This window comes from Mesorhizobium sp. M0751 (assembly GCF_040320265.1).
GTDB lineage: Bacteria > Pseudomonadota > Alphaproteobacteria > Rhizobiales > Rhizobiaceae > Mesorhizobium.
On the sequence record NZ_JAMYPH010000010.1, the window covers coordinates 179,370 to 193,589 of the forward strand.

The 14,220-nt window shown below is 63.5% G+C and carries 12 protein-coding genes; 6 read left to right on the forward strand and 6 right to left on the reverse strand.

Going from position 1 to position 14,220, the window contains the following annotated elements; translation table 11 throughout:
• Window positions 1–165 precede the first annotated feature (165 nt).
• From NKI19_RS17485 to NKI19_RS17500, 4 genes are all read right to left on the reverse strand, one after another.
• A complete protein-coding gene (locus tag NKI19_RS17485) occupies window positions 166–1,137 on the reverse strand; it encodes an NAD-dependent epimerase/dehydratase family protein (protein WP_352489633.1) in 972 nt (323 codons plus the stop codon).
• 109 nt (window positions 1,138–1,246) lie between these two features.
• Window positions 1,247–4,705: a chromosome segregation protein SMC gene (gene smc / locus NKI19_RS17490; RefSeq protein WP_352566777.1), complete on the reverse strand. Its 3,459-nt coding sequence runs from the start codon at window positions 4,703–4,705 to the stop codon at window positions 1,247–1,249.
• A 117-nt stretch (window positions 4,706–4,822) separates the two neighbouring features.
• Complete coding sequence (locus NKI19_RS17495) at window positions 4,823–5,551, reverse strand: DsbA family protein (protein ID WP_352489631.1); 729 nt, start codon at window positions 5,549–5,551, stop codon at window positions 4,823–4,825.
• Between the two features lie 129 nt (window positions 5,552–5,680).
• On the reverse strand, window positions 5,681–6,181 hold the full coding sequence (locus NKI19_RS17500; RefSeq protein WP_292657525.1) for a DUF721 domain-containing protein: 501 nt from the start codon (window positions 6,179–6,181) through the stop codon (window positions 5,681–5,683).
• A 49-nt stretch (window positions 6,182–6,230) separates the two neighbouring features.
• Between NKI19_RS17500 and mutY the strand changes: the two genes are divergently transcribed.
• Both mutY and NKI19_RS17510 read left to right on the forward strand, forming a co-directional pair.
• Entirely contained in the window at window positions 6,231–7,343 is a 1,113-nt protein-coding gene (gene mutY, locus NKI19_RS17505) for an A/G-specific adenine glycosylase (RefSeq protein WP_352489630.1), read from the forward strand.
• Between the two features lie 11 nt (window positions 7,344–7,354).
• Window positions 7,355–7,966, forward strand: coding sequence for an HAD family hydrolase (locus tag NKI19_RS17510; RefSeq protein ID WP_352489629.1), 612 nt, complete (start codon window positions 7,355–7,357; stop codon window positions 7,964–7,966).
• Window positions 7,967–8,032: 66 nt separating this feature from the next.
• Here the strand turns inward: NKI19_RS17510 and NKI19_RS17515 are convergent, their stop codons facing one another.
• Entirely contained in the window at window positions 8,033–9,166 is a 1,134-nt protein-coding gene (locus tag NKI19_RS17515; RefSeq protein ID WP_352489628.1) for a site-specific DNA-methyltransferase, read from the reverse strand.
• 180 nt (window positions 9,167–9,346) lie between these two features.
• Here NKI19_RS17515 and NKI19_RS17520 point away from each other — a divergent pair, with 180 nt between their 5' ends.
• Window positions 9,347–10,036: an HAD family hydrolase gene (locus tag NKI19_RS17520; RefSeq protein WP_254818468.1), complete on the forward strand. Its 690-nt coding sequence runs from the start codon at window positions 9,347–9,349 to the stop codon at window positions 10,034–10,036.
• A 38-nt stretch (window positions 10,037–10,074) separates the two neighbouring features.
• Here NKI19_RS17520 and NKI19_RS17525 read toward each other — a convergent pair whose 3' ends face one another.
• A complete protein-coding gene (locus NKI19_RS17525) occupies window positions 10,075–10,773 on the reverse strand; it encodes a hypothetical protein (protein ID WP_352489627.1) in 699 nt (232 codons plus the stop codon).
• A 128-nt stretch (window positions 10,774–10,901) separates the two neighbouring features.
• Between NKI19_RS17525 and thrC the strand changes: the two genes are divergently transcribed.
• Genes thrC through NKI19_RS17540 form a run of 3 tightly spaced genes read left to right on the forward strand, consistent with a single transcriptional unit; the run spans window position 10,902 to window position 14,218 of the window.
• Window positions 10,902–12,299 (forward strand): threonine synthase, encoded by a 1,398-nt coding sequence (gene thrC / locus NKI19_RS17530; RefSeq protein ID WP_352489626.1) that lies wholly within the window; start codon window positions 10,902–10,904, stop codon window positions 12,297–12,299.
• A gap of 14 nt (window positions 12,300–12,313) precedes the next feature.
• Window positions 12,314–13,606, forward strand: a complete 1,293-nt coding sequence (locus NKI19_RS17535) for a M16 family metallopeptidase (RefSeq protein ID WP_023674150.1) — start codon at window positions 12,314–12,316, stop codon at window positions 13,604–13,606.
• A gap of 15 nt (window positions 13,607–13,621) precedes the next feature.
• Complete coding sequence (locus NKI19_RS17540) at window positions 13,622–14,218, forward strand: GNAT family N-acetyltransferase (protein ID WP_352489625.1); 597 nt, start codon at window positions 13,622–13,624, stop codon at window positions 14,216–14,218.
• Window positions 14,219–14,220 lie beyond the last annotated feature (2 nt).

A 14,220-nucleotide genomic window follows, 5' to 3' on the forward strand; every position in this document is an offset into this window, starting at 1 on the left:
AGCAAGCCACGAAACATAGCGGTCATAAGCGCCTCAAAGGTTAATCGGATATGTTTCAGCAAGCATGTGGTTAACAGGATGTTAGGATAAAATGATGCTTTTGCGGACCGACTTGCGCGCCACTCCAGGTGTCACGCATGAAGGCGTCACGGCGAGCGGTGCAAATCACTGCTTCGAGTACGGCCGGTACCAGTCGACAAACTTCTTCAGCCCGTCCTCTATCGAAACGCTAGGCCTGAAGCCGAAATCCCGCTCCAGCGCGGTCATGTCGGCGTAAGTCTTCTCGACGTCGCTCGCCTGCATCGGCTCGTTGTGGCGGATTGCCTTGACCTCGAGCAGCCTTTCCAGAATGTCGATGAAGTCGCCCAGCCGCACCGGCCGGTTGTTGCCGACATTGTAGAGCCTGTTCGGCGGAACGTCAGCCGACGGCGGCTTGTCGAGCACGGCGACAACCGCCTTCACAACATCGTCTATGTAGGTGAAATCGCGCCACATTTCGCCATTGTTGAAGACCCGGATCGGCTTGCCCTCGAGCATCGCCTGGGTGAACATCCAATAGGCCATGTCGGGACGGCCCCAGGGACCGTAGACCGTGAAAAACCGCAGGCCGGTCTGCGGTATACCGAACAGATGGGCGTAGGTGTGGCTCATCAACTCATCGGTTTTCTTGGTGGCAGCGTAAAGCGAAACGGGCTTGTCGACCTGATCGGCTTCGCTGAACGGCACGCTGCGGTTGCCGCCATACACCGAGCTCGACGAGGCATAGACCAGATGCTCGAATGCCGGTTCGGCGCGACAGAATTCGAGCACTTCGAGGTGGCCCATGACATTGGAGCGGATATAGAGCCGCGGATTGTCGAGTGAGTGGCGCACGCCCGCCTGCGCGGCGAGATGGACGATCCTGACGATGCCTTGCCCGGCCAAAGCGGCCGCAAGCGCACCCTGTTCGGCAATATCGATCTGGTGGAACGAAAAATCCTTATGGGGCAGAAGCGCGGCAAGCCGCCCCTTTTTGAGCGCCAGGTCGTAATAGTCGTTCATGTTGTCGACGCCGACGACCGCTTCGCCCCGGTCGAGCAGATGGTGGCAAACGTGACTGCCAATGAACCCCGCGGCTCCGGTGACAAGTATAGGCAACAAGCTTCTCCACGCGCATAGCCGGGCCGGTATCTGGAGCGGCAGATCCGGACCATTTCGTCGTGCTATAGTCGAAAGCCGAGGTGGAGACCACCATTAAGCTGATGCGTCAGCTTGCCTCGCGCATGGCTTCGGCCGCCTGCAGGTCGACCGACACCAGCTGGCTGACGCCTTGCTCGGCCATGGTCACCCCGAACAGCCGGTCCATGCGCGCCATGGTGATCGGGTTGTGTGTGATGATGACGAAGCGTGTCTCGGTGGTTGCGGCCATTTCGTCCATCAGATTGCAGAAACGCTCGACATTGTGGTCGTCGAGCGGCGCGTCGACTTCGTCGAGCACGCAGATCGGTGCCGGGTTGGTCAGGAACACGGCGAAGATCAGTGACATCGCCGTCAATGCCTGCTCGCCGCCGGACAGCAGCGTCATCGTCTGCGGCTTCTTGCCGGGCGGTCGCGCCAGGATCTCGAGCCCCGCTTCGAGCGGATCGTCGGACTCGATCAGTTGCAGCTCGGCGGTGCCGCCGCCGAACAGGTGCGAAAACAGCCGTTGAAAATGGCCGTTGACCACCTCGAAGGCAGCGAGCAGCCGCTCGCGGCCTTCACGGTTCAGGCTGTGGATCGCCTGCCGCAGCTTGCGGATCGCCTCGATGATGTCGTCGCGCTCGGAAACGATGGCCTCCAGCCGGTCCGACAATTCCTTCTGCTCTTCCTCGGCGCGCAAATTGACGGCGCCCAACCGTTCGCGTTCGACCTTCAGTCGGTCGAGCTGACGCTCGACCTCGGCCATTTCGGGCATCGGGCTGTCGGGTTCGAGGCCGGTGTGGCGGATCACCAGGTGCGGCGGCGTGTTCAGCGTTTCCTGGATGCGCGCCTCGACTTCCAGCCGACGCTCGTCGGCGGCGGTCAGCCGCTCTTCGGCGCGAACACGCGTTTCCCGCGCTTCGGCCAGCGACTGGATGGCGGCGGTCGCAGCCTTGTCCAGCTCGGACTGCCGGTTCTCTGCTTCCTGCAAGCGGTCGCCCGCTGCCTTGCGCAGGCTTTCGGCCTCGGCGAGCTGCGATAGTAAGGCGCGCCGCTTGGCGTCGATCTCGTCGGGGGCGTCGGCCAGTTGCTCGCGCTCGGCCTCGGCCTCGGCCTTGCGTTCGCCGAGCGCCGCGATCTGTGTCGAGGCGTTTTCGGCGCGCGCCACCCAGTTGCGCCGTTCAGAGCCGATGGCATCGAGCCGGCGCGCACGTGCCTCGGCTTCCCGCCTCAGGCCCTCGTGAACGGCACGCGCATCGGCAAGGGCGGCGCGGTCGCCGGCGACGTTGGCCGCCGACTGCTCGAGCTGCAGTTGCAGATCGCCGAGATCGGGCGCGTCTTGCAGCAGCATTTCCGCCTCGACGAATGCCGCCGCCGTTTCCTCATGGCTGTCGACTATGCGTGCGCGCGCCTCGTCAAGGGCGGCACGCCGGCTCGACAGCTCGCCGCCGGCTTTTTCGGCCTCGGCCAGCGTATTGCGGGCAGCGTCCAGCCCGTGCCGGGCGTCGCGCCCGGCCTGCCGGGTGTTGCGTTCAGCCTCGCTCGCCTGGGCAAGCGCCTGTTCGGCCTGGGCAAGGGCTTGTTCAGCTTCGCGCAGGATGCGCGTGGCATGGACTGCTTCGGCATCGAGCTCGGCCAGCCGGTTTTTCTGCGCCAGCCGCTGTGCGGCGGCGGTCGGGGCATCGGCGCTGGCGGTGAAGCCGTCCCAACGCCACAACGCGCCTTCGCGGCTGACCAATCGTTGACCGGGAGCAAGCAGCGTCTGCAGCCGTCTTCCGTCGGCGGCTTCGACGATGCCGATCTGGGCCAGCCTGCGGGCCAGCTGTGCCGGCGCGCGCACAACGCTGGCGAGGCTCCTTATGCCTTCGGGCAATGCGGCGTCGGCGGACTGGATTTCGCTCTGGCCCCAATGCACCGGCGCACTGCGGTCGAGCGGCACGTCGAGATCTTCGCCAAGCGCGGCACCCAGCGCCGTCTCGTAGCCGCGCTCGACGCTGATCTGCTCCAGCACCGAGGGAAATAGATCGCCGCTGGCGGCGTTGAGTATCTTGGCCAGCGTGCGGGCCTCGGTTTCGATCCGCGCCAGCTCGGCCTTTGCGTCCTGAACCGGTGGGCGGGCAGCACCTTCGCCTGCACGCGCCTCGGCAACCGTCTGTTCAGCGGCAATGGCGGCTGCCTCGGCCTCTTCGAGCAGCGCCAGCGCCTGATCGACCAGCAGCCGCTTCTCGGCGGGATCGGGCAGGCCGGCGACCCTGGAGACGATCTCCGACAGTTCGCGGTCGACATCGGCAAGCTGGCGGGCAAAGCGGTCGCGGCGCTCAGCGGTGTCGCGCAGCGTCCGTTCGATCTGGTTGCGCGAGGCGGCAGCCTCCGCCCGTTCGGCGGTCAGCGCGGCGAGCCTGGCCTCGCTCGAGGCAAGCGTCGATGCCGCCTGCTCGAAAGCCGCGCGGGTGCTGGCCTCGCGCTCGGCGGCGCCGGCGTTTTCGGCGTTGAGCGCGGCTTCTTCGGCGGCGAGACGTTCGAGGATATCCGCATTGTCGCGGACCATGCGCTCCTCGCGGGCTAGGTCACCATCAAGCTGTTGCAGTCGGCGGTCGAGCTCTCCCTGGCGGGCGCGGATGCGGCCTGCCTCTTCCTCGATCTGCGCCTTGGCGATCGAAAGACGCTGGAAGGCGGCGGCGGCAGCGGCTTCCGCATCGCGCAGGTCCGGCAGCCGGTGGGCGTTGATGCCTTGTTCCCTGGCGGCAGCCATCTGGGCGGCGGCGCGGTCGCCGACCAGCGCGGTGGCAATCGCCAGCGCCGAACGCGCTTCGCCTTCCTGCGTCTTGGCCAGCGTCCAGCGCAGATGCAGCAGCGTCGCTTCGGCTTTGCGGATGTCGGCCGACAGGTTCTTGAAGCGCGAGGCCTGGCGGGCCTGGCGTTTCAGGCTTTCGATCTGGCTTTCCAGCTCGCCGACGACGTCGTCCAGCCTTTCGAGGTTCTGTTCCGCCGCCTTCAGCCGCAGCTCGGCTTCGTGGCGGCGCGTATGCAGGCCGGAAATGCCGGCCGCCTCCTCCAGCAGTGCGCGGCGCGCCTGCGGCTTTGCCTGGATCAGCTCGCCGATGCGGCCCTGGCCGACCATCGAGGGCGAGCGGGCGCCGGTCGACTGGTCGGCGAACAGCAGCTGCACATCCTTGGCGCGAGCCTCCTTGCCGTTGATGCGGTAGAGCGAGCCCGCCTCACGCTCGATGCGGCGCGAGACCTGCAACTCATCGGCGTCGTTGAAGGCGGACGGCGCAGTGCGGTCGCTATTGTCAAGGAAGAGCGTGACTTCGGCGGTGTTGCGGGCCGGACGCGTTCCCGAGCCGGAAAAGATGACGTCGTCCATGCCGGACGCGCGCATGTTCTTGTAGGAGCTTTCGCCCATGACCCAGCGCAGCGCCTCGACCAGGTTCGACTTGCCGCAGCCGTTCGGCCCGACGATGCCGGTCAGGCCGCGTTCGATGACGAACTCGCCGGGTTCGACGAAGGATTTGAAGCCGAGCAGGCGAAGGCGCGAGAACTTCATTCGCGCCGGCCCATAGCCAAGTTTCGCAAAACTGTGCCGCGATTTTGCAACGAGAACCCGCGGCAACACAAAGAAGTGCGCACGCCGAAGCTACGCCGCTTCGGCGCTGCCGAAACGTCAGAGCAGAGGGTCGATGATGGCCGACATTTCCGCAATCGACATCGCCCCTTTGTAGGTCTTTCCGTTGATGAAAAAGGTCGGTGTGGAATCGACCTTGAATTCGTCGGCGCCGCGCTTCTGGACGGATCTCACATCGTCCAGAAGTTTCTGGTCCGTCAAGCAGGCCTCGAAGGACTCCTGTGTAAAACCGGCAAGCTTGGCGATTTGCAGCAGTGCGTCCTTGGTATTGTTCACACCAACCCAGTTCGCCTGCTGCCTGAACAGTACGTCGACCATCGGGAAATAGTTGTCCTTGGAGCAGCGCGCCAGCATGAAACCGGCCTCGGCGCTGGGATCGAACGGAAACTCGCGCAGTATGTAACGGGCCTTGCCGGTGTCGATATATTTCGTCTTCAGCTCCGGAAAAGTGGTCTCGGCGAAATGCGCGCAATGCGGGCAGGTCATTGATGCATATTCGACGATGGTGACCTTTGCATCGTCCTTGCCGAGCTGCATGTCGGGCAGCGCACCGGGCTTCAACAAGGCTGCCATATCCACCGTGCCCTGAGCTTCAGGCGCTGTGGCAGCGGCCGGAGCGGCCGGCTTCGCAGGATCCGCGGGAGCCGCAGGCTTCACATCCTGCGCCTCGGCTTTCTCGCCCGAGTCGCTGCAGGCGGCAAGCAGCGCCGCCGCTGGTATTGCGGCCAGCGAAGTCAAAAGGTGTCTGCGGGACAAGGAACGGATCATACGAATCACCTGGCAATAGTTGGATTTTGCAATGCAAAGGCTACAAAAAGCGAGAGTTGGCGCGAATTAAGGCATTACCGCGCCTATTCCAATCGCCAAATCCGGGCATACCATCACGATAGCGCGAGATCACGGCTTCTTTTGCCCGAGAATGGTGGCGCCAAGCCGCTCCAGCGAGGCACGCAGCCCGCCGTCCTCGATCAAACCGACGGTGCCGGACAGCTTCGCTTTCTCGGCCGCAGTCAATGGCCGCAAACTGGGTTTCGGCTTTTCCTTGCCCGCCATTACCGGCTTCTGCACGATCCTGATCCGGCCGATCGCATTGAAACCGAGGAAGGCATTGACCCGGTTGATGATCTCGCCGGTCTCGTGCTGCAGGTGCAGTGCCGCTACACCCTCGCAGGCAATCACCAGCACGGCCGGCTCGAACGGATCGTCCTCGTGCATGCGGCGCGGCCACTGGATCTTTTCCGGGCGCGAGCGGCCGGCAAGCCGCGGCCCGGCAATTTCTTCCCATGACTGGACCAACCCGATCGACATGCCGGCCCGCTTGCGCAGCACCGGGTCGAGTATCTCGGTTGCGAGATCGCTCACCGGAACGGGATTGCCGAAGGGCCTTTTCCCTGCCATGTGCGTTCTCCAGCTTCAGCACCAATGGATTAGGGCCGACCCTCGATCAATGGCACTGCACGACCAGACCCGCAAGGCCGTATCCGGAGACAATGGCGAGATCGCATCCCGGCTGCTTGGCTGGTACGACGCGCATCACCGCGACCTGCCCTGGCGCGTTTCGCCGCGCGCGCTGGCGGGCGGGGCGCGGCCCGATCCCTATCTGGTCTGGCTTTCCGAGGTGATGCTGCAGCAAACCACGGTCGAGGCGGTAAAATCCTATTTCCGGGCGTTCGTGCAGAAATGGCCAACTGTCCAGGCGCTGGCGGCGGCACCGACCGAAGACGTCATGAAGGCCTGGGCCGGGCTCGGCTATTATTCCCGCGCCCGTAATCTCAAAGCCTGTGCCGATCTCGTCGCGCGGCAAGGCGGCCGCTTCCCGGACGGCGAGTCCGGCTTGAAGGAACTGCCCGGCATCGGCGCGTATACGGCGGCGGCGATCGCGGCGATCGCCTTCGACCGACCAGCCGCGGTCGTCGACGGCAATGTCGAACGAGTCGTCTCACGGCTGTTTTCGATCGCCACGCCGCTGGGCGAAGCCAAGGGCGAGATACGCGGCCAGGTCGAACGCATGGTTCCCTCGACAAGGCCCGGCGACTTCGCGCAGGCGATGATGGACCTGGGCGCGACGATCTGCACGCCGCGCCGGCCCCGCTGCATGCTCTGCCCCGTTCGCGAGGCCTGCGGCGCCACAATCTCGGGCGATCCCGAACGCTTTCCGGTCCGCCTGCCCAAGGCCGAAAGGCCCTTACGCCGCGGTGCCGCCTTCGTTGCCGTCAGGGGCGACGGCGCCGTGCTTTTGCGCAAGCGCGTCGAAAAGGGCCTCCTCGGCGGCATGACTGAGGTGCCGACGACCGGCTGGACGGCGCGCATCGACGGCGCCACCACGGAAGCGGCAGCCCCCTTCCCCGGCAACTGGCGGCAGGCCGGACGCATCGGCCATGTCTTCACCCATTTTGCGCTTGAACTCGACGTGTTCAAGGCGGACACCGACAGTGCCGCCCCGGCCGGGCATTTCTGGTCGCTGGCCCATGAAATTTCCGGGGAAGCGCTGCCGAGCGTCATGAAAAAGGTAATCGAAGCGGCGATACCGGGCGCGACGAAAAAGCAGCGGCCGCGTTGAAAGAGAGAAGAATGACTGAAATCCGCCACATCGTTTTCGACATCGGCAAAGTGCTGATCCACTATGATCCGAACCTGCCCTTCAGTCGCTTGATCCCCGATCCCGACGAACGGAAATGGTTCTTCGACAATGTCTGCACGCATGATTGGAACATCGAGCAGGACCGCGGCCGCAGTTGGGAAGAGGCTGAGACGCTCCTGATCGCCGAGCATCCGGATCACGAACAGAACATCCGCAATTTCCGCCGCCATTGGCACGAAATGGCACCGCATGCCTATGATGACAGCGTTGCCCTCATGGAGCGCCTGATCGACACGGGCCACGACGTGACGCTGCTGACCAACTGGGCTGACGATACGTTCCGCGAAGCGCGCGGCCGCTTTCCATTCCTAGAGCGCCCGCGCGGCATCACGGTGTCAGCCGAGATCGGGCTAATCAAGCCGGATCGCGCCATCTACGATCACCACATCGCCGCGTTCGGCCTCGAACCGTCAGCCACGCTGTTCATCGACGACAGCCAGAAGAACGTCGACGGCGCCAAGGCGGCCGGCTGGCAATCGGTGCTGTTCACCGACGCCCAGACGCTTAAGGCAGATCTTGAGCGGCTTGGGATCAAGGTGTGATTTGAATCACTTCGGAAGACTGATTGAGGCGTCGCTTTAACGCGATTTGCTGAAACTTGAGGAGCTTCAGGCCCCTGCCCGATCCATGCCCAGGCGAACAATGCGGCGAAGCTCGTCGATCGGGGTCAGGCCGCCGCTGCGCTCATAATGCCAGAAGGTCCATCCGTTGCAGGCGTCCAGCCCCTGCACTTGTGCGCCGATCTTGTGGATCGACCCGGCACTGTCGCCGATGGCCAGCGTGCCGTCGGCGCGCACTTTTGCCGCCCAGCGCTTCTTGGCGTCGTAGAGCGTGGCGCCCGGCGCCACTAGGCCATTGTCGAGAAGGGTGACGAAGGCGACGCGCGGCTCGGCGCGCTTGCCGGTCAGTACCGTCAAATTGGCGCCTTCCAGCGGCCGGACCGCATCGATACGTTCCATGGCGGCATCGATATAGGTTTGTTCGCGCTCGATGCCGACGAAGTGGCGGCCAAGCCGCTTGGCCACAGCCCCGGTGGTGCCTGAACCGAAGAACGGGTCGAGCACGATGTCGCCCGGCCTGGTCGATGCCGTCATGACGCGGGCAAGCAACGCTTCCGGCTTCTGGGTCGGATGCAATTTGTCACCATTGTCGTTCTTCAGGCGCTCGCCGCCGGTGCAGATCGGAAACAGCCAGTCGGAGCGCATCTGAATGTCGTCATTCGATGCCTTCAGCGCCTCGTAGTTGAAAGTGTAGCCCTTGCCCTTCTGGTCGCGAGAGGCCCAGATCATCGTCTCGTGGGCATTCTGGAAACGGCGGCCACGGAAATTCGGCATTGGATTGGTCTTGCGCCAGACGACGTCGTTGAGGATCCAGAAGCCCAGGTCCTGCATCTTGGCGCCGACCCTGAAAATATTGTGGTAGGAGCCGATGACCCAGATCGTGCCGTTCGGCTTCAACACGCGGCGCGCCGCCAGCAGCCAGGCGCGGGTGAAGGCGTCGTAGACCTCAAAACTGTCGAACTGGTCCCAATGGTCGTCGACGGCATCGACCTTGGATTGGTCGGGCCGGTGCAGATCGCCATCGAGCTGCAGATTGTAGGGCGGATCGGCGAAGATCACGTCGATCGACTTTTCCGGCAGCCGTTCGAGCGCGGCGACGCAGTCGCCCTTCAGGATCGTATCCAGCCACTCGGATTGCTGGGGAGCATCGGAAAGCTCGTCGAGAAGACGCACGGCAGACATTGTGACACCCAAAGCACGCGTTACTGTTTACTGTCCGTTATGGTTACCGATCAGCGTAAATATTCAGTGAAGCAGACCGCCGAATTTGCGAAGCCCGGCCTGTTGGTGTATGCCGCGCCGCCTGAGCCGTTTCGACCAAAGGCCTCTCGGCATTCCCCTCATCCCGCTTTCCGGATCACCATGCCCCAGCCAGACCTTGTCATCTTCGATTGCGACGGCGTGCTCGTCGATTCCGAAATCATCGCCGCGCGGATCGATGCCGAGCTGTTGACCTCGGCCGGCTACGAGATATCGGCCGAGGAGATTTCCGAGGTCTATGCCGGGCTGACTTTCAAGGACATCATGATGCGGGTCGAGGAAAAGTCCCGGATCCCGTTCCAGGCCTCGCTGATCGACAAGGAGGAACAGCTGGTCGATCGCCGGCTGCGCAGCGACGTGCGTGCCATCGACGGGGCGCACGAGGCTGTCGCCGCGGTAGCAGTGCCGCGCTGCGTCTGTTCGAATTCGCGTTCGGAGCGGATCGAATTCATGCTGGAGAAGGTGCAGCTTTTGCCATTCTTTGCCGGCCGTATCTTTTCCTCGTTGGAAACCCCGACCGGGAAAACCAAGCCGGCGCCGGACGTGTTTCGGTTCGCCGCGGAAAAGCTCAAGGCCGATCCTGCGAACACCTTTGTCATCGAGGATTCTGTGCACGGCGTCACCGGCGCCAAGACGGCGGGAATGCGCGTCATCGGCTTCACCGGCGCGGCGCACAGCTATCCCGGCCACGCCGATGCGCTGACCGAGGCCGGCGCGGAAACGGTCATCCGCCGCTGGGCGGAACTGAAAAGCGTGATCGCCGCGCTGTCGGAATGGTCGGCGGACGCCTGAGAGGCCGCCTTCAACCGCCGTGGCGCGAATGCAGCGGCTCAGTTGGTCGCGGCGGCTTTCTTCTTCTTCGGCTTGTCTGTCGCTACTTTCGGAGCGCCCTCATCATACCCGGCATATGCCTGGTAGTCCTTCGCCGTCGGCTCCGGAACGACGATGTTGGAATCGGTGAAGACGAACTGCGTGGCACTCGAAGGATCGGTAACCTGGACCTGATAAGAGTGAAGCTGCGAATAGAGAACTTCGGTGCCGTGCATCACCGCGATGCGGATCGGCATGGTGATGGTGCCGGGGGTGAACATCGGGCCAGGCACGACCTTGCCGGCGACGGCTATCTTCATCGACAAGGAGCCGTTGGCGCGGCTGCAGTCGCGGGTCACATCGGTGATCGAAGCCTGATAGATGATCTTGGCGGAATCGTCCGGCTGATCGACGCCTGCCGCGTCGGCTGCCGGCTGGACGGCTTCCTCGGCGGCAACATCGGTTTTTTTCTTCGGCTTCGGACCGCTCTTGGCGTAGGTATTGAAGAAGGCGGTGCCGTCACGCAACGTCACTTTCGGACAATAGGCCTGCAACTGGCTGGAAAGCACCTTGGGGTCGGGTGGCGGTGGCGGTGTCGTATCCTTCTTGCCGAAGCCGAGAATACCATTGTCGCTCGATTGGCAGCCTGCGGCGGCAAGCATAAAGCCGGCGAGCGCCAGACCCGCGACAAAACGACCGTTGAATGAATGAAACGCCATGAACTGCACTTCCCTCTCGCAAAGCCGGTGACGTATATCAACCGCGCGGCAAAAATGCGACTGAGCCTGCGCAGAAATCCACCACCTCGCGGCGGGCGAAAATTCCCGGCAGCAATGGAAACGTGACGATGCAATATGTGAGTACCCGCGGGGAAGCGCCCGCGCTTGGATTTTCCGACGCGGTGCTGGCCGGACTGGCGCGCGACGGAGGGCTCTACCTGCCGAGCGCTTGGCCGCATTTTTCCGCAGCCGAGATCCGCGCCATGCGCGGCCTTGCCTATCCCGATCTTGCCATCCGTGTGCTGTCGCCTTTCCTCGGCGGCGAGATCGCGGCGCCGGTATTCGAACGGCTGGTACGCGAAGCCTATGCGACGTTCCGCCATGAGGCCGTCTGCCCGCTGGTGCAGACTGGGCCGAACAGCTTCGTGCTCGAGCTCTTCCACGGCCCAACGCTCGCGTTCAAGGATGTGGCGATGCAGCTTCTTGCGCGGCTGATGGACCATGTGCTGGCCGAGCGCGACCAGCGCGCCACCATTGTCGGCGCCACCTCTGGCGACACCGGAGGGGCGGCCATCGACGCCTTTGCCGGGCGCAACCGCACCGACATCTTCGTGCTTTTCCCGCACGGCCGCGTCTCGCCGGTGCAGCAGCGGCAGATGACGACCTCGACCGCCGCAAATGTCCACGCCTTGGCGATCGAAGGCAATTTCGACGACTGCCAGGGCCTGGTGAAGGACATGTTCAACGACCACGGTTTTCGCGACCGGGTATCGCTGTCCGGCGTCAATTCGATCAACTGGGCCCGCATCATGGCCCAGATCGTCTATTATTTCTCTTCCGCGCTGTCGCTCGGCGCGCCCGACAGGTCGGTTTCCTTCACCGTGCCGACCGGCAATTTCGGCGACATCTTCGCCGGCTATGCCGCCAAGAAGATGGGGCTGCCGATCGAACGGCTGATCATCGCCACCAATGACAACGATATTCTGGCGCGCACGCTGGCGACCGGCGAATACCGCATGAAGGGGGTCTTTTCGACCACGTCGCCCTCGATGGACATCCAGGTGTCTTCGAACTTCGAACGCTTGCTGTTCGAGGCGGCCGGCCGCGATGCCTCGACCGTGCGGCGCTACATGGACGGGCTCAAGCAGTCCGGCGCCTTCACCATCGAGGCCGGCGAAATCGCCAAGATCCGCTCCGAATTCGACGCCGGCCGCGCCACCATGGACGAGGTCGCCGCCACCATCCTCACCACACTTGCGGCGAGCGGCTATCTGCTCGACCCGCATACGGCCGCAGCCGCGCATGTGGCCGCCGGCAAGGCTGCAGGTGAGGTGCCGATGGTGGTGCTGGGCACTGCGCACCCGGCAAAGTTTCCCGCCGCCGTTGAAGCCGCCAGTGGCGTGTCGCCTGCCCTGCCTGCATGGCTGGGCGGGTTGATGAGCGCCGAGGAAAAATACACGGTACTTCCATCCGACCTGAAAATGGTGGAAGATTATCTCGGCCGCCACACGCGGGCGGCGCGTTAGGGAGTAATTGCCATATGGGTGTTGAGGTAAGCCGTCTGTCGAACGGCCTGACAGTCGCCACCGAAACCCTTCCAAGCCTCGAATCTGTTGCCCTTGGCGCCTGGGTCAAGTCGGGCGCACGCAACGAGCGTGACGAAGAGCACGGAATGGCGCACTTGCTCGAGCACATGGCTTTCAAGGGCACCAGGCGGCGAAGCGCCTTCGAGATCGCCTCGGAGATCGAGGACGTCGGCGGCGAGATCAATGCCGCCACCAGCGTCGAGACGACCTCCTATTATGCAAGGGTTCTGAGCGACGACGTGCCGCTGGCCGTCGATATCCTTTCCGACATCCTGCAGGAATCCGAATTCGATCCGCAGGAGCTGGAGCGCGAGCAGCATGTGATTCTGCAGGAGATAGGCGCCGCGCACGATACACCCGACGATGTCGTTTTCGATCACTTTACCGAGACCGCCTTTCGCCACCAGACTATCGGCCGCTCGATTCTCGGCACGCCGGAAACCGTCAAATCCTTCACTTCGAAGCAGCTGCACGACTTCATCGAACGACAGTACGGCGCCGAGAACATGGTGATGGTGGCGGCCGGCGATATCAAGCACGACGATTTCGTGCGCGAGGTCGAAAAGCGTCTCGGCAGCTTCCGCGGCAAGGCCGATGGCACCATCCCGCAATATGCGCAGTATGTCGGCGGCGATTTTCGCGAGGACCGCGACCTGATGGACGCCCAGATCGTGCTGGGTTTCGAGGGCCGCGCCTATCACGTCCGCGATTTCTATGCCTCTCAGGTCCTGTCGATGATTCTCGGTGGCGGCATGTCGTCGCGGCTTTTCCAGGAAGTCCGTGAAAAACGCGGCCTGTGCTATTCGGTCTATGCCTTCCATTGGGGTTTTTCCGACACCGGCGTCTTCGGGGTCCATGCGGCAACCGGACAAAGCGATATTGCCGAGCTGGTGCCTGTGATCATCGACGAGCTGCAAAAGGCCGGTGAAAACATCCTGCAGGAGGAGCTCGACCGGGCGCGTGCCCAATACCGCGCCGGGCTGATCATGTCAGCCGAGAGTCCGGCCAGCCGCGCCTCGCAGATCGCCAGGCAGTTGCTTTTGTTCGGCAGGCCGATCGCCAAGGAAGAGCTGATGGAGCGGCTGGCCGCGTTGACTGTCGAGCGGCTGACGGATCTGTCTTCCCGCCTTTTTTCGACCAAGCCGACGCTTACAGCCGTCGGGCCGGTGGGTACGCTCGCGCCCTATGAGGCGATCCTCGATTCGCTTTCGGGCACGCAGACCACTGCTCGTAAGCTTGCCGTCTAAGCCTATTCGAGCGTCGTGTTCGCGCTCCCTTTCTTTCGCCGCGACCTGCCGGCACTGAAGGGCGAGCTTGTCACGCTGCGCGTACCGCTGACCAACGACTATCGCGAGTGGTCGGTGCTGCGCAGCGAAAGCCGCGCTTTTCTTGAGCCGTGGGAGCCGCGATGGACCTCTGACGAACTCGACCGCACGGCGTGGCGGCATCGTATCGGCCGCTACCGCGAGGACTACGCGCAGGGGACGGCAATCGCCTTCTTCATCTTCGAGAAAAGCAGCGGCAAGCTGGCCGGCGGTATCACCCTCGGCAATATCCGCCACGGGGTCGCCCAAAGCGGCCATATCGGCTACTGGATCGGTGAGCGCTTCAGCGGACGCGGCCTGATGACCGATGCCGTCAAGGTGGTGACGCGTTTCGCCTTCGAAACGCTGCGATTGCACCGGATCGAAGCTGCCTGTATCCCCGATAACGCCCGGTCGATCCGCGTGCTTGAAAAAGCCGGATTCCGGCGCGAAGGACTGCTACGATCCTATCTCAGGATCAACGGCATCTGGCAGGACCATTACCTATACGCCCGAATCGCGGACGATCCGCCGGGCGTTGGAACAAAGGGCTGATT